Origin of the sequence: Zooshikella harenae (assembly GCF_018837975.1) — a bacterium.
GTDB lineage: Bacteria > Pseudomonadota > Gammaproteobacteria > Pseudomonadales > Zooshikellaceae > Zooshikella > Zooshikella harenae.
This window is the reverse complement of the sequence record NZ_JAGSOY010000022.1, coordinates 25,762-49,435: the sequence shown is the minus strand read 5'-3', so window position 1 is coordinate 49,435 and position 23,674 is coordinate 25,762. Positions and strand designations below refer to the sequence as shown.

The window sequence follows — 23,674 nt, the reverse complement described above, 5'->3', positions numbered from 1 at the left end:
TAATAGCAGCCGGCGCCGTTAAGAAAAAAAGCGACCCCATTGTAATGTCTGCAGCCAACGTAAAAGCAAACGGTCTGCGGCTGTCTGCACGGCTATACCCAACTTTTCTGGTAGTGATTTTTTATGCTCATACACCACATGATAAATATCCACATCATCGACTTTAGCGGTTAAATATTCATCACTGGTTTTTAGCTCATCAACCAGGCTCACCGCTTGTGCTCGACGCCCAAACCAAATCTCACCTGTTGCGATCTTTTCCATATCCAGAATAGGACGATGTTCTTGAACAAATACTTTAAATAGCTCGTGAGTATCTTCCAGGTCATCAATAAACTTTTTACGTCCCTGATCTGTGTTTTCGCCAAAAACAGTCAATGTACGTTTGTACTCACCAGCCGTATGTAGTTCAAAATCAATGTCATATTTTTTCAGCAGTCGATGTAAGTTGGGTAACTGCGCAACAACACCTATAGAACCTAGAATAGCAAATGGTGCTGCAATAATTTTATTAGCCACACAAGCCATCATATAGCCACCACTGGCAGCCACTTTATCAACAGCAATGGTCAGTGGAATACCTTTGTCACGCACTCTATTTAACTGAGCTGCAGCCAGCCCATAGCCGTGTACTACACCTCCAGCACTTTCTAAGCGTACAAGCACTTCATCCTGTGACTCAGCGATACTCAGAATAGCAGTGATTTCTTCTCGTAACGAATCGACCTGAGACGCTTTAATATCCCCATGAAAGTCAACTACATATAAACGAGAACGACGTGATTCAGTCTCATCATCAGTCTTTTTCTGTGCTTGTTTTTCCTGCTTTTTTTCCTCTTTATGTAATGCTTTTAAAGTTTCTTTATCCAATACCGCATTACGTAGCGTATCTTTTACTTCAGTATAATGTTTAGACAAGTTTTTAACTTCAATATGTCCAGCTACTGACTTCTTATGTCGACTATTTATTGCCACAATGCCAGCCACTAAAATCAATACAGCAACAACTACTGTAACGACCTTAGCAATGAACAAACCGTATTCAGCCAAAAATTCCAAGGTTATCCTCCCATAAAACACAACGGATAAAGCACATCCACGTCGCCAAACTTTGTCAAAATAGGGCGCTATTCTAGCAAAAACAACCCTAAAGACCGAGCATTAACACCACGTATTTTTATTTCAGCAATTTATAAACTGAACACCTCTCGAAAATATAAAACGACTTAGTACGCCATAAGCATGCCCTCCCTCATATTCAAACAATTGTATGATTCCGGGTTGACAGCATAGCTTAAACTGCATAATCTGCTGGCACCAATATTTTTAAACAACAAGTTTTCACCAGTTTCAGTATACTCGAACGAGAACACAGCACAGACACGCTATAACACTAATAGGTATAAACCTATGTTATACCTCTGTTAAAAGCATGGAAGGCTTACATGCTCAATAAAAATCACGCATAGTGAAGCATGCTTTCTAAGGAACAGTTTTTCTGTTTTTAAACTTTGTACTAATAAACTAACCTTGTGAGATTTCGACGATGACAACTGTTGCTAATACACTCCAAGACATGAAGGAAAAGTTCAACCCTGAGGCTGCCGCAGGTCTTGATGTTATTTTCCAGCTTGATATTGAAGATGGTGACACCTACCACATTATTGTGAAGGAAGGTACTTGTGAAATCATTGATGGCCCTTCGGATGATCCTTCTGTCACTCTAATTATGAATGCTGAAACACTAGATGGCATCATGACGGGGGAAGTTGATGGAATGCAAGCATTTATGGCTGGCAACTTGCGCGCAGAAGGTGATGTAATGCTAGCCACGAAACTTAGCGAACTATTTCCTATTAGTTAGTGAAGCGTAGCAGTTATTGTTAAGATTATTTTTATGTTCCTTTTAAATCCACAAAGGAATATAGCCAGGCGTAAGCTGCATAGTACACTTGCTTAAAAGTATACAGGCTTACGCCCGCAAACAGACCTCATAAAACATTAGATACTTCACTTTCGGTATTGAGTAACAGACGTTCATTCAGACTCAGTGCCAGATGAAGATTGATCTTTCGTTGAACTTTCTTCAGGCAACCCAACGTGTTCTGATGATGTTGTATCTGACTCATCTGGTTGAAGACTAACTTTACTTCCCTGCTGACCACTACTTAATACTTTAACCTCAACCCCTTTCATAGTCATTGATATCCGGTATAACGCATCCGCTTTAGTAGGATGCGGTGTTGAGACAAAATCTTTAGCCGTCACCTGTGGTACAAGCCAGCTAAAACGTTGCAAAACATGCCAAACATCCAGTCCATACCGGCTTTCTGTCAACATTTTATGACTAATTACTTGCTGGTCATCAACCCCTTCTATTTTGACAAACTTAAACCCCGCAGGAATACCAAAATTCTGTAATGTAGGGGTTGTCATTAAACTATATATAGTGACTTGCCACTGACTACCATTTAAATGCAAATAATGACTGACACCTTGAGTTTCACTAAACGTGACTTGAAATTGATTAGGCTGATTTTCTTTAAAACGCACTGTTGCTAACGCTTCGTTAAGCGCCAGTTCATCATAATCAGTCACATCTAAGGCAGCCCACGTTAAAAATAAACTCACTGCCAACGCCAGTAACCCAACCGTACCTCGCAACCAGCCAAGAATCCAATGCACAGAAAATAATAGTCGCAATCCTAGCAAAAACATGAGTAGCGCAATAAAACACATGACTCCAGCAATAGCCAGATACATCATAGTCGCATCCCTTCACCTTTTATGACAGGCACTGTACAGATCACTAGTGTTTATCATAGCTAAAATAATAAGCACCAAATTAACAGAATAATAGACAGGTAAAACCTAACCAAATAGGCATAGTCAAAGACTAGTCAAAAAAATCAGCAATCTGAAATTTCTTATGGCGACTTAACGAAAAGAGTAAGCCTTTTCTTAAGCAAAAGACGACGAGAGAGTAGGAAGGAACAAACGCAGTTCATCCCGATGATAAAAAATCATCAATCAACCAGCGTGCAATTGAAATTGGAGGAGGTAGTTGTGGTAGATTATTGGGGCTGAACCAGTCAGCGGCAACAATTTCATGGTTATCAATTTCGATTTCACCCGCTTTATGATCAGCGCGAAACCCTAACATAAGTGAATTAGGAAATGGCCAAGGTTGGCTGGCTTTATACTCAAGGTTACATACTTCAACCCCCACCTCTTCTTTAACTTCCCGCTTTAACCCCTGCTCAACACTTTCACCAGGCTCTAAAAAACCGGCAATGGTACTATACCAACCTTCAGGGTGGTGAGGTGCCCGAGCCAGCAACATTTGCTCTCCCCTTGTTATTAACACAATGACACAAGGACTAATCGTCGGGTATCGACTTCTTGCTCCACAGCGACATACTTTGGCACGCTCTGTAGGATGATCCACTAATGGCTGGCTACACCGCCCACAATAACGATGCAAATCATGCCAGTCAGCCAATTGCATTGCATAATTCAGTAATCCTGCTGCATCCGCAGCTAACGACAAAAGCACGGTCCTAAGAGGCATAAGTTCAAAGGATTTGGGAAGAACAGCGTCAGCAGGTAACACATGTCCAGCCACATGTTGCTGCTGAAATAATGCTAAGCTAAACGATAAAGCCTGACAGGTTAAGGTTGACTGCAATGCTTGCCATTGAGATGCGGTTAACAACGGAGACTGAGTCACTGTGCAACAAACAATTTGCCCATCAATAAACACAACATGCTTTGTATAGGCTGATAAGTTAGAAGATACATAGGGTGTAAAGGGCAAAGGGTCGAGCAAAACTTTCATGATACTACCTTGTAAGCTCTTCAGTTGTCGTTCACAGTAACCTTAGTTGCCAACACTTTTTATGAAGCAGGAGCCGTTTGATAATTGGTTTTATAACCTAAGTCAGCCAAACTTGTTTCAGCAAGTTCAAGCACTTCCTGAGCAGCCTGCTGCGTACTTTCCATCCCTTCCAAAAAATACTCCAAACTAGTGAGCGCATCAGCCAGTGTTTCAAGCATTTCAGTAGAAGGTGGCTCCGCACCTTTCATAATGCGCTCCTGGATAAAGCGATTGCAGGCATCAAGTACTGCTGAAGCGCGTTCAAGCCCCAAAAAGAAGAGTCCACCTCGCACAGCATCTAACGTAGCAGGAAGATTGCCTAAATGCATCTTATCCCAGTTTGACTCCATAAAAGCGGTAATAGCTCGTTTCGCCAAGGCTAACCCTGCTTGTGACTCTTCAACCACAACAATTTTTGCTTCAGTCAGTTGAGTGCTCGCCATCGTTGATGACTCGCTTCCTGGCGTAGCATCATGACGAGAGGCTTTTACCATCGAGCTTTCTAAGCTGGAAACCAGAGATTCTACATATAAAACCGTATCTGCCAGCTTCAGCAATTGTTCTTGGTCTTGGACCTCGCCAGCTTGTTGCCAGCCCACCACAACCTGTTGCTGAGCTTTGAGGGATTTAGCTGCTGATAGCAAACCAACGACAATTAAAGTGTTGGCTAAACGGCCCAAGCTATCACGCATATCAGAGAAGTCATTCTCAGTATGACCTGCACCTCGCTCAAGCAAATCCAACATATCTTTAATAGTGGCTAACTCTTCCTTAATCGCACTGGATACAGAACGGTAAACTTCATTACCTGGACCCGCCAAGATCGAACGCTCTTCGGCAAGCCGATGATCATTAAAGGGTAACGGTAGCAAGCCAAATGTTTTTTGCACTGCAGAAGCAAGTGAACCTTTACTAGTGGCAAGCGCTATATAATAAAGCAGTTCTTTGAGAATCGCTTTTGGAGGCTCAATTTTTGCCAGCTCTTCTGGAGGAGACTGCAAACGCTTTATCTGCCGGTCAACAGATGCAAACAGCATCTTCCTAGGTTTAGTTACCTGCATCTCTGCATCCGCAAATGACTCTAAAGCTGCACTGCCAACCCACAGTAACTTGGCAAAGGACTGTTTTCCATAAAGTCTGTAAAGCCGCGTCAAAGCACGAGACATCAACCGAGCGCTGGAATAAACATTCTCTTCCCGAATTAACCCCAATAGGCCAACTTGATACATTTGACGTAGCCGACGTGTACTTTGCCCCAACTCCTGAGAAGACAGTTCTGCCGATTCATCTGGCTGAGGAATAGAAGAATCAAGACGTACAGTAAAGAAATGACTTTCTGGAAGTGCCGCCTTTTTCCGTGCACTTCGCAACTCATTGATAACTGTAATTAACAGTTCTGGGATTTCGTTCCGATTAAGCTGTAAATACTCCAGGTAACGGTTCAATACAAAAAGGCCATTGCCCAATGCGCTCAACGTTTCGTCTTTTTCAGCTGAAGCACCCTCTGGAATATCAGTAGCCAGCTCAAGCATTTCTTGAGCTAATAACTCAGCACCACTCACTTCGATAAGATTGAGCGTACCTCGAATTTGCTGCAAATAATCTACACACGACTGGATATGAGAACCATTTTCACGATCCTCAATAAAACTTTCCAAACTGTGTTCGGCATTCTGGATTGTGGCTTCCAGTTCATCACGAACCAAGCTTAAAGAAGAAGCACCCGCCATCAGATAGTAACTCCAAACATCATGGTATTAACAGCGTGAAAAAACCTGGGTTAACACAGGCTTTGTCTAAATCAGTTTATGTAGTAAACATACTACAAGTTAAGTGCATTAGTAGGGAACACCCGTAGTATGCCTGTTAAACAGCAACGAATCCACTCAGGCTAAGTGCTGACTCCCCTGATAGACATGCTAGTCTCTCCTACATTATGCCCAATAACAACACATCAACATAAGGGTTATGACTTTAAGTATGTCATTATTTTAATGATAAACACAGCGTTAAGCAGTATAGCTGCATAAGTGCTCTCTACTTATAACACATGAATTCATGCAAAAATCGTTACTATACCTCTGTTAAATATAACAACTACCCCCTAAAAAGCGAGTGGGTTATTTATGAGCAATGTGCTTTACCTGCTGAAATTCTTGATAGAAACTGCTTTTCCAAGAGAAAGTCGTTATAATTCTCCTCACATTGCCTTAAACTGATTTATATCATCGCCACTAAATTAGTGGTTTACTATATTAAAGTGCGCGTGTCGCCTTTGGTGGTAAGATCTGACCTCAGATACCTTAACCTGAAGCAACTCACCTAAAAGGTGAGCAGGTCTTACCACCAAAGGCGAGGCGGTGCCACAAGCAACCATCTTTAGTTGCAACATGCCATATCCAGTAATGGCATTCAGTGTACTAACCTTTATTCGCAGCTACGTGAATTCACATATTTTCAATAGCCGGATTAGTCACTGAACCTGTGTGGTACACCTCTGCTTTTCGCAACGACGCCCTTCATGGCATGCAAAGCTTAAGTGTCCCCCGCATTAATGGATATTGGCATCTATGACCACTGGTTGCAGTGTTCAGTTGTTAACATGTTTGTGTATATCAACATGGCCAGTAAATTTAGTTAGGAAGAGCGTATGCCTAGTTCTGTTAAAAGTGCATTCATGCACAACTTTCTGGGAAACTCAGCGGATTGGTACAAGTACACCATTCTGGCATTTTTAGTCATTAACCCATTGCTTCTATTTGGCTTACCCCCAGAGATTGGCCCAACGGTAACCTCTTGGTGTCTAGTATTAGAGTTTATTTTTACGCTGGCTATGGCATTAAAGTGTTATCCCCTTCAGCCTGGAGGGCTTCTCGTCATCGAAGCCATGCTTTTACACCTAACCACACCAGAGACCCTGAAGAATGAGGTGTTCCAGAACTTCCCTGTCATCCTACTCCTGATGTTTATGGTGGCAGGTATCTATTTTATGAAAGACCTGCTGCTCTTTATATTTACTAAGATACTCATTGGTGTACGTTCAAAACTTGTTCTATCGCTTCTCTTTTCTATTGTTTCTGCAGTGTTGTCTGCCTTTTTAGATGCTTTAACAGTAACGGCTGTCATTATTAGTGTCGCGGTAGGCTTCTATTCGGTTTACCACAAGATTGCCTCAGGTAAAAAACTCCAACACCCAGACCACAATCACAACCAAGACGATATGGTGATTGAACTGCATCGCTCCGACCTTGAGTACTTCCGTGCCTTCCTTCGTAATCTCATGATGCACGCTGCAATTGGTACTGCACTCGGAGGTGTATGTACTGTGGTGGGTGAACCCCAAAACTTACTCATTGCTGATAAAATAAACTGGGAGTTTGTTGAGTTCTTTTTACGAATGGCTCCTGTCACTATGCCTGTTTTAGTTGCAGGACTTTTGACTCTGGTTATTCTAGAGAAAACCGGCTGGTTTGGTTATGGAGCAACACTGCCAATTGCTGTACGTGAAGTATTAACAGAATATGCAGATGTTGAAGCTGAAAAACGCACAAACAAAGACATTGCTGCCCTCATTATCCAAGCGGTTGCAGGTGTTATCTTAGTGCTTGGACTCGCCTTTCACATTGCAGAAGTAGGCTTTATTGGTTTACTGGTCATTGTTTTGATTACTGCTTTTACAGGTATTATAGAAGAGCACCAACTTGGAAAAGCCTTTGAAGAAGCCCTACCCTTTACGGCGCTTCTAGTAGTCTTTTTTGGCATAGTTGCAGTTATTCACGATCAACATTTATTTACCCCCATTATTCATGCCGTTCTGGAAATGGAAAAGTCTGCTCAGCCTGGCATGTTCTTTTTGGCAAATGGTATTTTATCCATGATCAGTGATAACGTATTTGTAGCAACTGTTTACATTAATGAAGTCGTTGAAGCTTACAAAGCCAACATCATTTCTCGCGAGCACCTTGATACATTAGCAATAGCCATCAACACTGGAACCAACTTACCCAGCGTTGCCACACCGAATGGTCAAGCCGCATTTCTATTCTTGCTAACATCGGCATTAGCACCACTCATTCGACTGAGTTATGGCCGAATGGTTATTATGGCCTTACCTTATACGATTGTATTAACGCTGGTAGGTTATATCTGCGTATCAACCCTTATTTAAGCTTGCTAACCAACCACTCAAAGGGTGGTTGGTTATAACTCACAATACTTACACCATAGTGTAAAGTGTGTTTATCCTTTCTTAGCTTTGCCCTTCAGTGCCTTCTAACTCATGCCACAAGCACGCACCACTGTCAGCCATCTGTTGTAGTTTTGCCTGGTGGGCATCGATCTCTTCTGCAGAGGCCATAATGATTGGTAGCGGTGGACGATCACAAGAAACCCGGTGAATACGACTAGCACCTTCGCCATCATCATTATCTGTTGAACTTAACGACAACATGGTTTGTCCACCAGTCATCGCCAGATAAACATCTGCCAAAATCTCTGCATCTAGTAATGCACCATGATAGGTCCGAGCAGAGTTATCTACACCATAACGCTTACACAATGCATCCAAGCTATTTTTCTGGCCTGGATGCTTTTTACGTGCCATCACCAAGCTGTCAGTGATCTGACATATGGTATCCACCCCAGGTAAGGGTGTGGTGAGAAGCTTGAATTCATGGTTAATAAAACCCACATCAAAGGGAGCATTATGAATAACCAGTTCAGCCCCTTTCACAAATGACACAAACTCTTCAACAATTTCCTGGAATCGTGGTTTGTCCTGTAAAAACTCACTGGTAATACCATGAACCTGAACAGCCCCTTCATCCACCTCACGGTCAGGTTGGATATAACAGTGAAAACTGCGTCCTGTATAACGACGGTTTTCCAACTCAACACAACCAATTTCAATAATTCGATGCCCCTGAGAGGGTTCAAGACCTGTTGTTTCGGTATCCAAGACAACTATACGCATGGCGGCTCTTCTTTACTTAAATTCAATATCACTTTAACAAAAACCCAACATCACTCATTAGCGGATGATGATAAAACCTGTATCACGCCTTGGTTAGCCAACTGGTCAGCTCGTTCATTATCAGGATGTCCATTGTGCGCCTTAACCCAACACCACTCCACCTGATGGCGTTGTGCGGCTGTATCTAATGCTTGCCAAAGGTCAGCATTTTTAACTGGAGATTTACTGGCTGTTCGCCAGTTCCTACGCTTCCAGTTAGGCATCCACTCCGAAATACCTTTACGTAAATACTCTGAATCTGTAGTCAAACGCACATTGCAAGCACGTTTCAGTGCATTTAAGCCCTCAATAGCAGCCATCAGTTCCATACGATTATTTGTGGTTTCCAATTCTCCACCACATAAGGTCTTTTCCTGATTTTTGTAGCGAAGTAACACGCCCCACCCTCCTGGGCCAGGATTACCTTTACACGCACCATCTGTAAAAATCTCTACTACCTGACTCAAACTATTCTCCACTTAAATCTTTCGTCGTGTATTAGGTTCCACCAAGGTCGGCGTAGCAAGAGACTCTCTTAGCTGACGCCAAACAGGGCGAATAGGTGTCATACCCGCAAGTTCTCGGGTTGCTTTTAGTAAATACAAACTTCCAAAAGGTAAATGCCAACGCTCACAACGCTTTTCCCAGGCTGGCTCGGCTATTCTTCCCTGAGCAATAGGCAGCGTAAACCCTGCATATTGTAAGTGATCAACAGAGAAGTTCAGCAACGTTAACCAATCTTGCAAACGGCGAACAGCAATAAAATTGGCATACTTTCCTCCCCGTTTATAGCCCTCTCGTATCCGCCGTGATGCCCCCCACAAGCTCCAGGGATTAAACCCAATAATAATGATTTTGCCCCCCGGAATGACTACTTTGCAGGCTTCTCTTAGCAATCGGTGAGGGCGCTCGACATAGTCTAAGCCATGATGTAATAAAACCATATCCACACTTCTTGGTCTTAGCGGCCAGCTGCTGGGTGAAGCAATGACTTGCTGTTCTCCCCACTCAGGTAAAGTAAAAGGTGTTATTAATGTATGATGAGCGACACGACTAGCCTGCAAAATAGAGGGTGTCTCGCAGATACTGACAACGACACCATGATAACCAAATACGGTATCCAGTGTATGATCCAGTAGCTGATGACCCGACGCGAGAAAACGCTTACCAACGCCGGTCTGTAACCATTGATGTAAAACAGGCAGTATTGCCGAATAACTGGGTCGCTGTCTGACGTTACGCCATAATTTCATAACACGCTCATTAAGCTAACTACCGTATAATACCATTAATGTTTTACTATTATTAAAAAGTCAGGTGCGCGACTTATGCTTTCTATTTCACCGATTCCTGCATTTAACGATAATTATATCTGGCTCATCAGTGAGACCAAAACAAACAAGGCGTGGGTTGTCGATCCAGGTGACGCTAAGGTAGTCATCGACACCCTACAAGAAAAACAGTTACAACTAGAAGGTATCCTTATTACCCACCACCACTTCGATCATGTTGGTGGCTTGAAGGCGCTCAAAAAACTTTTTAAACCTGTCACTTATGGCCCTAAGAGTGATGCTATTCATGACATTGACGTGCCTCTTTCTGCTGATGATACCCTGACTGTACTGGAGCACACGTTTAAGGTAATTGCTGTGCCTGGTCATACCCTTGACCACATTGCTTACTTTTCAGAATCACACTTAAACCAACCTGTTTTATTCTGTGGTGATACTCTTTTTGCCGGAGGTTGCGGTCGGTTATTTGAAGGCACAGCCCAACAACTGTACCAATCTTTACAACAACTGACTCTCTTACCGGCAAATACACTCGTTTATTGTGCTCACGAATATACCCAAAACAATTTAGCCTTTGCTCATGCTGTTGAGCCAGATAACACCGAACTTAATAAGCGACGACAACACGTTGCTCAATTGCGCAACCATCATCAACCCACTTTACCGTCAACCATTGCTGATGAGTTGAGTACCAACCCCTTTTTGCGCTGTGCCGAACCTTCTGTAAAGCATCGCTGTGAGTCGCATATTCAGCAAGATCTTGTCAGCCCTATTGATGTCTTTGCTACATTGCGCCGCTGGAAAGACCACTTTTGATAGACTGATACTTACCATTAAAACCACGCGATACAGTAAAATATAACCACATTATTACTTCTAAGCCGCTTTTTGCGGCTTTTTTATTCTTTACATTTCACAGTATTTTGATGATATGCTACGCACTTTTTTATAGATATATTTCACCAAAATTAACCACAATGACCTAAAGTTACCATAAACACTGCGACCTTCCTGTTAGTAGGCTCGCTTAATAAAAAGTGTGTTACACAATCCTGGCCATATGATGTTGTATTATCAAAATGACTCTTTTGGGGGCAGAAAAGCCTACCGCCTATTACTCTGTTGTCTTGGGCTTACAGGTACAGTCCTGCTATCAGGCTGTCAAACCAGTAAACCTCTCACATCCAATCAAACTCCTGATCCTGATACGCCTCAATCCGTTTTTTCCTGGTTTCATCAAGAACCTGCAACCCAGTCTCTCTCTGCTGAAGCTGCTGCACGTGCAGACCAAGAAACATTAAAGCAGTCCACCACAGCATCATCAAATACCACACAATTCAATAATGTCTGGTTAAGATTGAGTCAACAATTCTCCTTGCCCTATCCTATTGATCATCCACGTATACAACGGGAAATTGCCTGGTTCAAAAAACATCCCAAATACATTCAACGAGTGAACCAAAGGGCAGAACCCTACCTGTTTTACATCGCTGAGCTTGTGGAGCAGCGTGGGCTTCCAACTGAACTTGCCTTGCTCCCCGTGATTGAAAGTGCTTATGATCCTTTTGCTTACTCTCCTGGACGCGCTTCAGGACTTTGGCAGTTTATTCCCAGTACAGGGAAATACTTTGGTCTCAAGCAAAACTGGTGGTATGACGGCCGCCGCGATGTGGTTGCCTCTACAAATGCAGCGCTCGACTACTTAAGCAAGCTGTATACACACCTCGGTGACTGGGAGTTGGCATTAGCCTCTTATAATGCGGGTGAGGGAACTATTCTTAAAGCGATGCGCCGTAATAAAGCCTCAGGGAAACCACAGGATTACTGGTCCCTCGACCTTCCCAGAGAAACAGAGCAATATGTTCCGCGCTTACTGGCTTTAGCACATATCCTCGCTAATACTGATCGCTATGGCATCAAGATGCCTTCAGTCGCCAACAAACCATTCTTTCAAAAGATCAAGACTCAGGGCCAAATTGACTTAGCCCTAGCAGCTGATATGGCGGCTTTGCCACTGGATACCCTTTACCAATTAAATCCTGGGTTTAATCAGTGGGCAACTGATCCTAATGGGCCCCATTACTTACTCCTTCCCATCACCCAAGCAAAACAATTTCAGCATGCCTTACAAAAGCTCCCCCCAAAGAAGCGTATGCAATGGCAACGCTATAAAGTTAGACGGGGAGACTCACTGATCGCTATTGCCAACCGATTCCAAACACGAACCAAAGTGATTCAGCAGGCCAATAAGCTGTCTAGCCATCGAATTCGTATAGGGCAAACATTACTTATACCTCAAGCAAGCCAGCTACTGAGCCAATACACCAAAACTCGTGCTCAGCGCCGCCGGGGTAAACAGGCCAGAGTTGCGGCTCAAGGCAAATCAGTGTATTACAAAGTTAAGCGAGGCGACTCATTTTGGCACATTGCCCGCCAATATGATGTCAGTGTAAGAGCATTGAGCCGATGGAATAACCTATCACCAAGAGACACTCTAAAACCTGGCCAACGCTTAGTTGTACAGTTAAATAAAGCACCATCCAGTGCCCACACTCCCAATCAACAAAGAAAAGTAAAACGCAAGGTCAACTATAAAGTACGTAAAGGTGACTCTCTCTATAGAATTGCCTCACGTTTTAATGTCCGTGTCGGTGATATCCAAGACTGGAACCAACTACAGCACACCAATTTAAAACCAGGGCAAGCCCTTACCTTATTTGTCAATGTGACTGGCACTTAATAGTCAGTATTGTCACCTGCTACCTTGTCAATGGACTATAGCCTATTAACGATTTAATAGGTTATAGCCTCCCTCCTTAGTGCGTTTTTTATCATTAAGAAATATCAATCCACCCAACATTATCCTGCACGCCAGATATACTGATAAGAGTAATCATTTTAGATCGTGTTACTGGCGTAATAATAAAAACTACATCTTGTGTAGTGCTTCCGACCAATGACGAATTAACGCTTGAGGGATAAAATGCACCAACAGGCTTTGCCACGCGCAAATCACTCAGGAAAGTATTGGGCCTTTTTTAGAGAGTTACAATGGCTTGTTTTAGTCGCAGGGTTTATTGCTTGCTACCATGCCTTTGCAAGTGAAACGCCTTTAACCGTGGCAATACAAAAAGCAGAACCCTATCCTACAACAACTAAAGTATCAGCTATAGCACTACACGGTGAACCTCAATACCCCGCCGATTTTAAGCACTTTAATTATGTGAATCCTAATGCCCCCAGAGGTGGGAAAATCACCCTTTCTGCACTTGGTACCTTTGATACATTAAATCCTTATACCTTAAAAGGCACCAGTCCTGTAAACACGCCTGGGTTTTACGTTTATGGCATTAATGAGAATAATGAAACCCTATTAATGGGTACAACAGGTGATAACCGTGTGGGTGATGAACATCAAACTGCCTATGGTTTGATTGCAGAATACATTGAGTTTCCGACTAATTATGACTGGGTCATTTTCCACATACGACCAGAAGCGCGTTTTCATGATAACACCTCAATTACAGCACAAGATGTTGTCTTTTCCTTTAACACACTCATTAAGCAAGGTCACCCCCGCTATAAACTGGTTTATACAAACGTTAAAGATGCTATTGCACTGTCAAAACAGCAGGTCAAATTCTTACTCACAGGTAATAGTCGGCGTAGTCTGATTCTTCGCCTTGGCGAGCTACCTGTATTATCTGCAACCTATTGGGCCGATCGAAATTTTGCCGCCACCTCCCTTAAGCCCCCCCTTAACAGTGGGCCTTATCGAATAACTAAAGTAGAACCAGGGCGAAGTATTACCTTTAAACGAGAAAAAAATTACTGGGGGAAATCATTATCCATCAATCGCGGGCGATATAATTTTGATACAGTTGAGTATCTTTTTTTTCAAGAAAGCACTGTAGCATTTGAAGCGTTTAAAGCAAACCAGTACGACTTTCGCCTGGAACATATAGCCAGACAATGGGAAACATCTTACCATTTTCCTGCAGTCCAATCGGGTAAGGTCATCAAAGAAGTCATTTCTCATCGTGAGCCGGCACCATTGCAAGGTTTTTTTTTAAACAGCCGACACTTTCCGTTTAATGACATTGCCGCCCGAGAGGCAATTGCCTGGGCATTTGATTTTGAGTGGACTAACAAGGTCCTGTTTCATGAGGCATACCAGCGCTCAAACAGCTTATTCGCCAATTCCGACTTAGGTAGTTTTGGTCCTCCGACCCCAGAAGAGCGAAAGTTACTCTCACAGTTTAAACTACCAACAAAAATTAAAGAAAAATCCTTCAAATTGCCCAATATTCATGATGGCACAATTCGCGATCGACAACGTATGGCCTTAAAAAAACTGAGCGCTGCAGGTTGGCGTATGCAAAAAGGTAAGTTGGTCAATACTCAAGGTATACCGTTTACTTTTGAAGCATTAGACTACCAACAAAGTAGTTCGCGAATACTACTCCCCTTACAAAAAAACCTAAAACGAATAGGCATTGATATGCGTATTCGCATTGTTGATAGCGCTTCTTACCAGGAACGACTCAAGCAGTTTGATTTTGATATGACAACACTGGCGCTTTCACAGTCACTTGCTCCTGGTCAAAATTTGAAATCACTGTTTCACTCATCGCAAGCCACTATACCCGGTTCACTTAACTTGTCGGGTATACAATTACCTGCCGTGGACCGACTCCTCACGATGATAACTGAGGCACACACCCGCAAAGCGCTTCAGCTATATACTCGTAGTTTGGATAGAATACTGCTCTGGCATTACTTTATTATTCCACATTGGTACTTAAATTATCACCGTGTAGCGTATTGGAAACATTTGCAAAGGCCTGCTATTTCACCGCCCTATTCATTCTGTTTTGAGTGCTGGTGGGTAAATGATCAATAAGGACAGGAAAAATACTACTTATGTCAACTTGCCAATTAAAAAGAAAACATCATCCAATCAACGTACTTTTTTTACTGGCAACCTTGCTAAGCTTAGTCTTTGGTGTTCAAGCTGAAGAAAAGATCCATAAAAGTCATGCTATTACCATTCATGGTGACCCCAAGTACCCTGCTGACTTTACCCACTTTGATTTTGTTAACCCAGATGCGCCTAAAGGTGGCACTTTACGCCTTGCATCCATCTCCTCAAGTGGCTTTGATAGTTTAAACCCTTTTATTGTTAAAGGGATTGCTGCTAGTGGTATGACCGCTCTCTACAATAACTATTTTTATGACACCTTGCTTTATCACAGCGAAGATGAGCCTTTTACCATGTATGGCTTATTGGCAGAACAAATGGAATGGCCTGAAAATCGTGCTTGGATTATTTTTCACCTGCGTAAGAACATTCATTTTCATGATGGCCCCCCCCTAACGGCTGAAGATGTCGTATTTAGCTTTAACTTGCTGCAAAAAGAAGGACACCCTATCTACAAAACCTATTATGCTAATGTTGAACAAGTCGAGGCCTTAGATAAATGGCGGGTTAAATTTACCTTTACGCCAGGTGATAACCGGGAGCTGGCAATGATTATCGGCCAGTTTGCCGTTCTGCCGAAACACTACTGGAGCCAGCACACGTTTAATAAAACCTCACTGACCCCACCTATTGGCAGTGGTCCCTATACCATCAGTCACGTTGATGCGGGACGCTCCATCACTTATAAGCGAGACCCTAACTATTGGGGTAAAGACCTCCCAGTCAACCGTGGAAAATACAATTTTGATACCATTCGCTATGATTACTACAGAGATCCAACCGTTGCCATTGAAGCGCTAAAAGCCGGTGAATATGATTTTCGATTAGAAAACAGTGCTAAAAACTGGGCTACCCAGTATCAGGGCAAGCTATTCACCCGTCAGGCAATGGTCAAGAAAACCCTACCCGACTTATCGCGTGCAGGCTTGCAGGGCTTTGTATACAACATTCGTCGCCCTATTTTTGCTGATAGCAAAGTACGTCAAGCATTAAGCTATGCCTACGACTTTGAATGGGCCAATAAAAATTTGTTTTATAATAGCTACGAACGTACTGACAGTTTTTTTGAAAACTCTGAAATGGCCTCCTCAGGTCTTCCATCACCTGAAGAAGTAAAAATCCTAGAACCATTTAAAGACCAACTTCCTAAAGCGCTTTTCACTCAACCTTTTGAACTACCTAAGACTGATGGCTCAGGTAATAACCGACAACAATTACGGCAAGCACTTCGATTACTCAAAGAAGCAGGATATACCTTAAAAGAAGGCAAACTCGTCAATCAAAAAACCAATAAACCTTTTACCTTCGAAATACTACTCGCTCAACCCGAAATGGAAAGAGTGGTTCTACCGTTTCAAGAAAGCTTAAAAAAGCTTGGTATCGACATGACCATCCGACAAGTTGATGCTCAGCAGTATGTCAAACGCGTACAAAGTTTTAACTTTGATATGATCATTGGTGGATTTGGGCAAAGTCAGTCACCGGGCAATGAGCAAAGAGACTTTTGGCACTCTTCACAGGCAGATATTCAAGGCAGTCGTAACTATATTGGCATCAAAAACCCTGTTGTTGATCAACTTATTGATAAAATTATTAGCGCATCCAGTCGTGAAACATTAATTAACTACTGCCGTGCATTAGACCGTGTTTTATTATGGAATCACTATGTGATCCCTCAGTATCATATCAATCAACATCGTATGGTTTATTGGAACAAATTTGGACAGCCCAAGATCGCACCTAAATACAGTTTTACTTTAGATACTTGGTGGGAAGATCCCCAAAAAGCGGAAAAGATAAAGTCTTTGCGTAAAAAAGCCAACTAATGTCATGTAAATTGCTTTAAGAGGCTTATTCATGCTGGTTTATATCATCCGACGCTTATTGCTGATCATTCCAACTATATTCGGCATCATGCTCATTAACTTTATTATTATACAGACTGCCCCTGGTGGCCCTGTTGAGCAGATGCTGGCCCAACTCCAAGGACTTCAGACGGGTGCTGGCAGTCGTCTCGGTGGTACTGGTGCCGATATTGCCCCAACAAATGGACAATACCGAGGTGCTCAGGGTCTGCGTCCAGAGTTAATTGCCGAAATCAAGAAGCTTTATGGGTTTGATAAACCTCCCTCTGAGCGCTTCTGGATGATGTTAAAAAACTACGCATCATTTAACTTTGGCCAGAGCTTTTTCAGGGATCAGGATGTCATTGATTTAATTATTGATAAATTACCCGTATCAATATCACTGGGGCTTTGGACAACCTTATTAGTCTATTTAATATCCATTCCCTTAGGCATTAAAAAAGCTGTCAAACATGGCAGCCGGTTTGATATTTGGACATCAACAACCATTATTGTAGGCTATGCCATTCCCAACTTTTTGTTTGCCATTTTACTGATCGTACTCTTTGCCGGTGGTAGCTACTTTAATTGGTTTCCCTTACGAGGACTCACCTCCAATAATTTTGACCAACTCCCCTTTTGGCAGCAAGTGCTCGATTATTTTTGGCATTTGGTGTTGCCTATTACCGCGATGGTGGTGAGTGGCTTTGCAACACTTACCATGCTAACCAAAAATTCTTTCTTAGATGAAATACATAAGCAGTATGTCTTAACAGCAAAAGCTAAGGGGCTATCTGAAAAACGGGTGCTATATGGACATGTCTTTCGTAATGCAATGCTTATTGTCATTGCCCAAATCCCTGCCGCATTAGTGGGTATTTTTTTGACCAGCTCTTTATTAATTGAAGTGGTTTTCTCCCTTGATGGCTTAGGTTTACTTGGCTTTGAGGCAGCCTTAAGCCGTGACTATCCCGTGGTTTTTGCCACCGTGTATATCTACACCTTAATAGGCTTACTCCTGAAGTTAGTTGGCGATATCACCTACATGATTATTGATCCCAGAATTGATTTTGAAAGCCGGGAAGGTTGACTATGTGGATTATGCAAAAGCTGAGTCCCATTAATCAGCGTCGTTGGCAAATATTTAAAAATAATCGGCGAGGTTATTACTCACTATGGGTTTTTATCATTCTGTTTGGGTCTTCACTTGCGGCTGAATGGATAGCCAACGATAAGCCCGTTCTTATTAAGTTTCAGAACAGTTATTACTTCCCTGTAATCAAAACCTATTTTGAAACCGACTTTGGCGGAGAATTTGCGACAGAAGCCGACTACACAGACCCTTATGTACAAGAATTAATTGCAGCTGATGGTTGGCTGGTTTGGCCCCCCATCCCCTACAATTATGACACCATTATCAAAGATCTTCCTGTACCTGCTCCGGCTCCCCCCTCCTCAGACAACTGGTTAGGCAGTGATGATAAGGCCCGAGATGTAGTGGCTAGAATTATATACGGCTTTCGTATTTCTGTTTTGTTCGCCCTGACACTTACTATCTTTAGTTCCATTATTGGCATTATTGTCGGTGCAGCTCAAGGCTATTATGGCGGCAAAGTTGACTTAATTGGTCAACGTCTGATCGAAGTATTTTCTGGGTTACCTACTTTGTATTTACTGATTATTTTATCCAGCTTTGTGAATCCTAACTTTTGGTGGCTACTGGGCATTATGTTGTTATTCAGCTGGATGCAACTGGTGGATTTAGTGCGAGCAGAGTTTTTACGGGCCAGAAACCTGGAGTATGTGCGTGCAGCCAGAGCGCTGGGTATCAGTAACTTCATCATTATGTTCAGACATATGCTGCCAAATGCAATGGTTGCCACCCTGACTTACTTACCATTCATCTTAACTGCCGCTATTTCAACATTAACCTCATTAGACTTTTTAGGCTTTGGCCTACCTGTCGGCTCACCTTCGTTGGGTGAACTGGTTGCTCAAGGTAAGAATAATCTGCAAGCTCCCTGGCTGGGACTGTCAGCTTTTATAACCCTGAGCTTAATATTGACATTACTGGTCTTTGTTGGTGAAGCCGCACGTGATGCTTTTGATCCCAGGAAACTCCCTGTATGAATCACCCACCCTTACTGGAAGTTGAAAACCTAATGATTCAGTTTGGCAAGCAAACGGCTGTCAGTGAAATTAGCTTTGTTTTGAATAGGGGTAAAACACTAGCGCTGGTCGGAGAAAGTGGGTCAGGAAAGTCAGTCACAGCTTTGGCCACTTTAGGGCTTTTACCCAGTCAAGCTCACTTTCCTAAAGGGAGTATACGTTGGCGAGGACAAGAGCTACTAGGTGCAACAAATGAAGCGTTAAGGCGTCTTCGCGGCAACCGTGTCAGTATGATATTTCAGGAGCCCATGACCTCGCTCAACCCATTACACACCGTTGAAAAACAAATCAGTGAAACCATTTTGTTACACCGTGGCGCTACCCAGCATGAAGCTCGCCAGCAAACACTTTCCTTGCTTGAACAAGTCGGTATTCGTGATGCCAAACGCCGCCTACAGGCCTTCCCTCACGAGCTTTCAGGGGGGCAGCGACAGCGGGTGATGATTGCGATGGCATTAGCTAATAAACCTGACATGCTCATCGCTGATGAACCAACGACGGCATTAGATGTCACTGTCCAACGACAGATCTTAGAATTGTTAAAATCCTTGCAACAGCAAACAAATATGGCACTCCTGCTCATTAGTCATGACCTGAACCTGGTTGAGCATATGGCCGATAATGTCTGTGTCATGCAACAAGGACAGGTAGTTGAGCAAGGCTTAGTGGAGTCTGTGTTTAAATCACCACAACACGATTATACCCAGCATTTACTTGCATCAGTCCCTTCTGGTTCACCTCAACCGTTAGCAGAGCAAGCAAAAACGATTTTGACCGTTGACCAGTTAAAAGTGTGGTTTCCAATCTACAAAGGCATCTTTAAACGTATTTCAGGGCATATTCGTGCCGTTGATGATATTAGCTTTTCCCTTAAGCAAGGAGAAACCCTGGGTATTGTTGGCGAAAGTGGCTCAGGAAAGTCAACGCTGGGCTTTGCTTTACTGAAGCTAGTCAATGCTCAAGGCTCAATTTCATTTAATGGCAACCCCATCCATCAGTTAAAACAAAAAGCATTCCGGCCACTGAGACGTTCAATCCAAATTGTGTTTCAGGACCCCTTTGGTAGCTTAAACCCCAGAATGACGATTGCACAGATCATTGGCGAGGGACTAATTGTCCATCAAGCCAAACACAAAGATCAACATGCACAATGGATAGCACAAGCCCTAGAGGATGTTGGCTTGCCGATTGAAGTTCAGCACCGTTACCCACATGAGTTTTCTGGAGGTCAACGGCAGCGAATTGCGATCGCTCGTGCCTTGGTTTTACGTCCAGAGTTAATTATTTTAGATGAACCTACTTCAGCGCTAGACCGCACAATTCAACGGCAGATACTTGATTTATTAAAGACATTACAACAAAAGTATCAACTCAGTTATATTTTCATCAGTCATGATTTAGCGGTAGTGAAAGCTATCAGCCACAAAGTGATTGTTATGCAGTTTGGTAAAGTTGTGGAGCAAGGGGCCGCGCAGCAGGTACTTGAAGATCCCCAACACCACTACACACAAAGCTTACTACAGGCTGCCTTTTGGTAGCTTAGAGGAAAAAAAGGCTGGTTAACATAAAGACACACTGATAGGTCTCGCCAGCGAGGCTTTGATTCTCTATACTTCACAGCCTTTAAGTCAACCCAACCATTTCTTGGGATTTATAGTCCCTCCCAAACAATAGGAAACAACATATGGGTTTTCTTGCTGGAAAGAAAGCATTAATCGTAGGTGTAGCCAGTAAACTCTCTATTGCTTCAGGTATTGCAGAAGCAATGCGTCGTGAAGGCGCTGAGTTGGCATTTACATATCAGAATGACAAGCTCAAATCTCGCGTTGAAGATTTAGCTGTCAAATTAGACTCATCAGCAGACCTCTGTTTTCCCTGTGATGTGAGCCAAGATGAAGATATTGAAAACGTCTTCACTGGACTTTCAAAACAATGGGATGGCCTGGATATTATTGTGCACTCTGTAGGGTTTGCCCCTGGTGACCAGCTTGATGGTGATTTCGTTGATGTTACAACGCGTGAAGGCTTCAAAATTGCTCATGACATCAGTGCCTACAGCTTTGTTGCCCTCGCCAAAGCTGGCCGTGAAATGATGCGTGGACGCAATGGAGCCCTATTGACGCTGTCATACCTTGGCGCTGAGCGGACTATTCCTAATTACAATGTCATGGGCTTGGCAAAAGCCAGCTTAGAAGCATCTGTTCGTTATGCAGCTGCAGCGATGGGACCAGAAGGTACTCGTGTGAATGCCATTTCTGCAGGACCTATTCGTACGCTTGCCGCCTCTGGCATTAAGAGCTTCCGCAAAATGCTCAGCTTTAGTGAGCAAAATACGCCCCTTCGTCGTAATGTCACCATTGAAGAAGTGGGTAATGTGGGTGCTTTTCTATGTTCAGACCTGGCCAGTGGTATCACAGGTGAGATCACTCATGTTGATGGTGGTTTTAGTAGCACAGCAATGGGACAACTAGAGCAAAACTAATTTATAGTAATAGTTTCTTTAGCCCCTATTAAACCTCGACTTCCTGCTTGATCCTATCATTGCAGGGGGTTGAGAATCGATTAGCTCACTGACTCATCCCCTTCCTTTTCCCTCTCTAAAAGATCAACTTACACCAACACTTTTATCCAATCATTTGGCTTTAGCTATATATAACCAGTACTTCAGTCTGTATAAAAACGTATATAAAAGAGTACTCAAAAAATAAGGTTGGAAAAGCATTATCTGACACAAAAAGATACAGCAACTTAAATCAAGCGATATACTTAAGTATACTCAGAAAAAACGACTTATTTCTCGAGGTGCTTTCTAACCCAAAAGAGAAACACTAGGCGTCTATGTGAAAAAACTGGCAAAGTAAGCTCTTTGTTTTACTGACTTCATTCATCAGTCGCTTTTATGTTTACCATCAAAAATGTGTCAATTCAGGTAGCTCAACAGACATATTTACTTATTTGTTTCCTATGAACTGTTCTCCTTTTGCCACCGCAGTTTTTCTCACGCTTATCGCTTGTATTAGCCAAGCAGATTCGACAACCACTCCCTCGGCACAACTACCCCCTCTCAAACTTTACACTGAGGAATGGCCACCCATCACTTATAGTGAAAACAACAAACCTAAAGGCTATGCTGTTGAGCTCATTCAAAAAATTCTCACCATGCAGAATCAGAAACTAAACATACAAGTCGTACCTTGGGCTAGAGGGTGGAAAATGATCACCACTGAGCCCAATATTGTTTTATTCACCATGACACTTACACCTCAGCGACAGCAACAATTTACCCTTATTGGCCCAGTTGCTATTGGACAAACTAATTTTTATGCCACATGGAACAGCCAGATTGAAATTAACACGCTAGAAGATATAAGGCGTATAGCAAAAGTTGGCGTTTATCGTGATGCCGTGGAACAACAGTTACTCGAAGCTCACAATTTTAATAATTTAGTCATTGTTTCCAAGCCTGTATACTCTGCACAACAGTTAGTTCAGGGCCGCATTGATTTATGGTGCACCGCAGATCTCACTATCGATAGTATTCTAAAAAAAGCAAACATACCTGCTAATATTATCAAGCGTGTATTCACACTCAACGAGAACTTACTTTATATCGCTTTTTCCAAAGGGACACATCCTGCAATTATCAATAACTGGCATCAACGCCTCCAACAGCTTCATCAAAATGGTTGGATGAAGAAGCTACATCAAAACTGGCTCCCCCTCACACAATATCCAAAAACGATTGAAAAGCTGACACCCAGCGATCTTAAGGTGCATTAGCCACTCTTCTTCTTAGTTTAATTAACCAGACGAATTGCAAATGGATACCGATAATCCTCTCCATTACTGACTTTTACACTGGCGATAAATATAAAAATACCATGCACAAGCATTGCGATTGGCAAGAGTATAAGTCCAATAAATACAATAAGCAGCACAATACAAATAATATAAATAACCAAAAAAGTTATTTGAAAGTTAAGCGACTCAGCACCATGTTTTGCCACTAAAGGCATCGTATCCTTTTTAAGCAACCAAATGATGAGTGGTGCAATGATAAAACCGAAAGGAAACAATAAACCTGCAAATGCTGAAAGATGACAGGCCATGGCCCAGTTACGTTCTTCTGCAGAAGGAACAACACTCAATGAAGGATCATTCTCTTGCTTAACTGGCTTTTGTTCTTGCTCGTCCATATCAACTCCTTATACATAAGTGCAACACTAAGGCAACCACGCAAACCAATTCCCTATTTTTTGTATGACAATTATATGGCCTAAGTATAGATCACGTAAAAGTAAACTTGAATTCCAGATACGTTACCTCCTACTGACCAACGCATAAAAATTTTACAATGGAGATATAAACTCAGCTAAATAGCAGCATTTTACAGCTAATAACAATACTCAACGACCTACCTTGATCAAGTCTAGCCCTAATAGACAGATAAATTCACAGCAAAACACTGGACAATAACATAATTTTATATTAAAAAGCGTA

Annotated in this window: 19 protein-coding genes; 11 read left to right on the top strand and 8 right to left on the bottom strand. The window is 42.6% G+C overall.

All coding sequences use genetic code 11. From position 1 onward, the window contains the following. Window positions 1-18 precede the first annotated feature (18 nt). The gene (gene sohB / locus KCG35_RS11160; RefSeq protein ID WP_215819774.1) at window positions 19-1,059 is read right to left on the bottom strand and encodes a protease SohB; all 1,041 of its coding nucleotides are present in this window, start codon (window positions 1,057-1,059) and stop codon (window positions 19-21) included. A gap of 487 nt (window positions 1,060-1,546) precedes the next feature. On the opposite strand from sohB, the gene KCG35_RS11155 reads away from it, so the two are divergent. After that, complete coding sequence (locus KCG35_RS11155; RefSeq protein WP_215819773.1) at window positions 1,547-1,864, top strand: SCP2 sterol-binding domain-containing protein; 318 nt, start codon at window positions 1,547-1,549, stop codon at window positions 1,862-1,864. Between the two features lie 173 nt (window positions 1,865-2,037). On the opposite strand, the gene KCG35_RS11150 is transcribed toward KCG35_RS11155, so the two are convergent. The 3 genes from KCG35_RS11150 to KCG35_RS11140 form a co-directional block, all read right to left on the bottom strand. After that, a complete protein-coding gene (locus KCG35_RS11150; protein ID WP_215819772.1) occupies window positions 2,038-2,766 on the bottom strand; it encodes a hypothetical protein in 729 nt (242 codons plus the stop codon). A gap of 238 nt (window positions 2,767-3,004) precedes the next feature. Beyond that, a complete protein-coding gene (nudC, locus tag KCG35_RS11145; protein WP_215819771.1) occupies window positions 3,005-3,838 on the bottom strand; it encodes an NAD(+) diphosphatase in 834 nt (277 codons plus the stop codon). A 59-nt stretch (window positions 3,839-3,897) separates the two neighbouring features. Then, on the bottom strand, window positions 3,898-5,607 hold the full coding sequence (locus KCG35_RS11140) for a FimL-related protein (RefSeq protein WP_230409143.1): 1,710 nt from the start codon (window positions 5,605-5,607) through the stop codon (window positions 3,898-3,900). Between the two features lie 920 nt (window positions 5,608-6,527). Here KCG35_RS11140 and nhaB point away from each other — a divergent pair. Further along, on the top strand, window positions 6,528-8,045 hold the full coding sequence (nhaB, locus tag KCG35_RS11135; RefSeq protein WP_215819770.1) for a sodium/proton antiporter NhaB: 1,518 nt from the start codon (window positions 6,528-6,530) through the stop codon (window positions 8,043-8,045). Window positions 8,046-8,126: 81 nt separating this feature from the next. Here the strand turns inward: nhaB and dnaQ are convergent, their stop codons facing one another. The 3 genes from dnaQ to KCG35_RS11120 are packed head-to-tail and all read right to left on the bottom strand — an operon-like array spanning window position 8,127 to window position 10,141. Continuing rightward, window positions 8,127-8,849 carry a DNA polymerase III subunit epsilon gene (gene dnaQ, locus KCG35_RS11130; RefSeq protein ID WP_215819769.1) on the bottom strand — a complete coding sequence of 241 codons (723 nt, stop codon included), beginning with the start codon at window positions 8,847-8,849 and terminating at the stop codon, window positions 8,127-8,129. A gap of 50 nt (window positions 8,850-8,899) precedes the next feature. Next, on the bottom strand, window positions 8,900-9,355 hold the full coding sequence (gene rnhA, locus KCG35_RS11125) for a ribonuclease HI (RefSeq protein ID WP_215819768.1): 456 nt from the start codon (window positions 9,353-9,355) through the stop codon (window positions 8,900-8,902). A 12-nt stretch (window positions 9,356-9,367) separates the two neighbouring features. Further along, window positions 9,368-10,141, bottom strand: a complete 774-nt coding sequence (locus KCG35_RS11120) for a methyltransferase domain-containing protein (RefSeq protein ID WP_215819767.1) — start codon at window positions 10,139-10,141, stop codon at window positions 9,368-9,370. Between the two features lie 75 nt (window positions 10,142-10,216). Here KCG35_RS11120 and gloB point away from each other — a divergent pair, with 75 nt between their 5' ends. The 9 genes from gloB (at window position 10,217) to KCG35_RS11075 (ending at window position 22,954) form a co-directional block, all read left to right on the top strand. Continuing rightward, on the top strand, window positions 10,217-10,996 hold the full coding sequence (gene gloB / locus KCG35_RS11115) for a hydroxyacylglutathione hydrolase (protein ID WP_215819766.1): 780 nt from the start codon (window positions 10,217-10,219) through the stop codon (window positions 10,994-10,996). 223 nt (window positions 10,997-11,219) lie between these two features. Continuing rightward, window positions 11,220-12,920 carry a lytic transglycosylase gene (locus tag KCG35_RS11110; RefSeq protein ID WP_215819765.1) on the top strand — a complete coding sequence of 567 codons (1,701 nt, stop codon included), beginning with the start codon at window positions 11,220-11,222 and terminating at the stop codon, window positions 12,918-12,920. Between the two features lie 243 nt (window positions 12,921-13,163). Beyond that, window positions 13,164-15,083 (top strand): extracellular solute-binding protein, encoded by a 1,920-nt coding sequence (locus tag KCG35_RS11105; RefSeq protein WP_215819764.1) that lies wholly within the window; start codon window positions 13,164-13,166, stop codon window positions 15,081-15,083. Between the two features lie 20 nt (window positions 15,084-15,103). Then, complete coding sequence (locus KCG35_RS11100) at window positions 15,104-16,987, top strand: extracellular solute-binding protein (RefSeq protein ID WP_215819763.1); 1,884 nt, start codon at window positions 15,104-15,106, stop codon at window positions 16,985-16,987. 31 nt (window positions 16,988-17,018) lie between these two features. Continuing rightward, the gene (locus KCG35_RS11095; protein ID WP_215819762.1) at window positions 17,019-18,095 is read left to right on the top strand and encodes a microcin C ABC transporter permease YejB; all 1,077 of its coding nucleotides are present in this window, start codon (window positions 17,019-17,021) and stop codon (window positions 18,093-18,095) included. Window positions 18,096-18,097: 2 nt separating this feature from the next. Beyond that, a complete protein-coding gene (locus tag KCG35_RS11090) occupies window positions 18,098-19,135 on the top strand; it encodes an ABC transporter permease (protein WP_444972208.1) in 1,038 nt (345 codons plus the stop codon). Beyond that, window positions 19,132-20,712 carry an ABC transporter ATP-binding protein gene (locus tag KCG35_RS11085; RefSeq protein WP_215819761.1) on the top strand — a complete coding sequence of 527 codons (1,581 nt, stop codon included), beginning with the start codon at window positions 19,132-19,134 and terminating at the stop codon, window positions 20,710-20,712. The genes KCG35_RS11090 and KCG35_RS11085 overlap by 4 nt, the downstream gene beginning before the upstream one ends. Before the next feature lie 146 nt (window positions 20,713-20,858). After that, entirely contained in the window at window positions 20,859-21,656 is a 798-nt protein-coding gene (locus tag KCG35_RS11080) for an enoyl-ACP reductase FabI (protein ID WP_215819760.1), read from the top strand. A gap of 482 nt (window positions 21,657-22,138) precedes the next feature. Further along, window positions 22,139-22,954 (top strand): substrate-binding periplasmic protein, encoded by an 816-nt coding sequence (locus KCG35_RS11075; protein WP_215819759.1) that lies wholly within the window; start codon window positions 22,139-22,141, stop codon window positions 22,952-22,954. Window positions 22,955-22,971: 17 nt separating this feature from the next. On the opposite strand, the gene KCG35_RS11070 is transcribed toward KCG35_RS11075, so the two are convergent. After that, window positions 22,972-23,370, bottom strand: a complete 399-nt coding sequence (locus tag KCG35_RS11070) for a DUF4870 domain-containing protein (RefSeq protein ID WP_215819758.1) — start codon at window positions 23,368-23,370, stop codon at window positions 22,972-22,974. Between the last annotated feature and the right edge of the window lie 304 nt (window positions 23,371-23,674).

What these genes read in the sequence shown, in the direction of transcription:
- KCG35_RS11155 (WP_215819773.1), top strand. Translation starts at nt 1,547, where the DNA reads ATGACAACTGTTGCTAATACACTCCAAGACATGAAGGAAAAGTTCAAC.
- KCG35_RS11150 (WP_215819772.1), bottom strand. Translation starts at nt 2,766, where the DNA reads ATGATGTATCTGGCTATTGCTGGAGTCATGTGTTTTATTGCGCTACTC.
- nudC (WP_215819771.1), bottom strand. Translation starts at nt 3,838, where the DNA reads ATGAAAGTTTTGCTCGACCCTTTGCCCTTTACACCCTATGTATCTTCT.
- KCG35_RS11140 (WP_230409143.1), bottom strand. Translation starts at nt 5,607, where the DNA reads ATGGCGGGTGCTTCTTCTTTAAGCTTGGTTCGTGATGAACTGGAAGCC.
- nhaB (WP_215819770.1), top strand. Translation starts at nt 6,528, where the DNA reads ATGCCTAGTTCTGTTAAAAGTGCATTCATGCACAACTTTCTGGGAAAC.
- dnaQ (WP_215819769.1), bottom strand. Translation starts at nt 8,849, where the DNA reads ATGCGTATAGTTGTCTTGGATACCGAAACAACAGGTCTTGAACCCTCT.
- KCG35_RS11120 (WP_215819767.1), bottom strand. Translation starts at nt 10,141, where the DNA reads ATGAAATTATGGCGTAACGTCAGACAGCGACCCAGTTATTCGGCAATA.
- gloB (WP_215819766.1), top strand. Translation starts at nt 10,217, where the DNA reads ATGCTTTCTATTTCACCGATTCCTGCATTTAACGATAATTATATCTGG.
- KCG35_RS11105 (WP_215819764.1), top strand. Translation starts at nt 13,164, where the DNA reads ATGCACCAACAGGCTTTGCCACGCGCAAATCACTCAGGAAAGTATTGG.
- KCG35_RS11100 (WP_215819763.1), top strand. Translation starts at nt 15,104, where the DNA reads ATGTCAACTTGCCAATTAAAAAGAAAACATCATCCAATCAACGTACTT.
- KCG35_RS11095 (WP_215819762.1), top strand. Translation starts at nt 17,019, where the DNA reads ATGCTGGTTTATATCATCCGACGCTTATTGCTGATCATTCCAACTATA.
- KCG35_RS11090 (WP_444972208.1), top strand. Translation starts at nt 18,098, where the DNA reads ATGTGGATTATGCAAAAGCTGAGTCCCATTAATCAGCGTCGTTGGCAA.
- KCG35_RS11085 (WP_215819761.1), top strand. Translation starts at nt 19,132, where the DNA reads ATGAATCACCCACCCTTACTGGAAGTTGAAAACCTAATGATTCAGTTT.
- KCG35_RS11080 (WP_215819760.1), top strand. Translation starts at nt 20,859, where the DNA reads ATGGGTTTTCTTGCTGGAAAGAAAGCATTAATCGTAGGTGTAGCCAGT.
- KCG35_RS11075 (WP_215819759.1), top strand. Translation starts at nt 22,139, where the DNA reads ATGAACTGTTCTCCTTTTGCCACCGCAGTTTTTCTCACGCTTATCGCT.
- KCG35_RS11070 (WP_215819758.1), bottom strand. Translation starts at nt 23,370, where the DNA reads ATGGACGAGCAAGAACAAAAGCCAGTTAAGCAAGAGAATGATCCTTCA.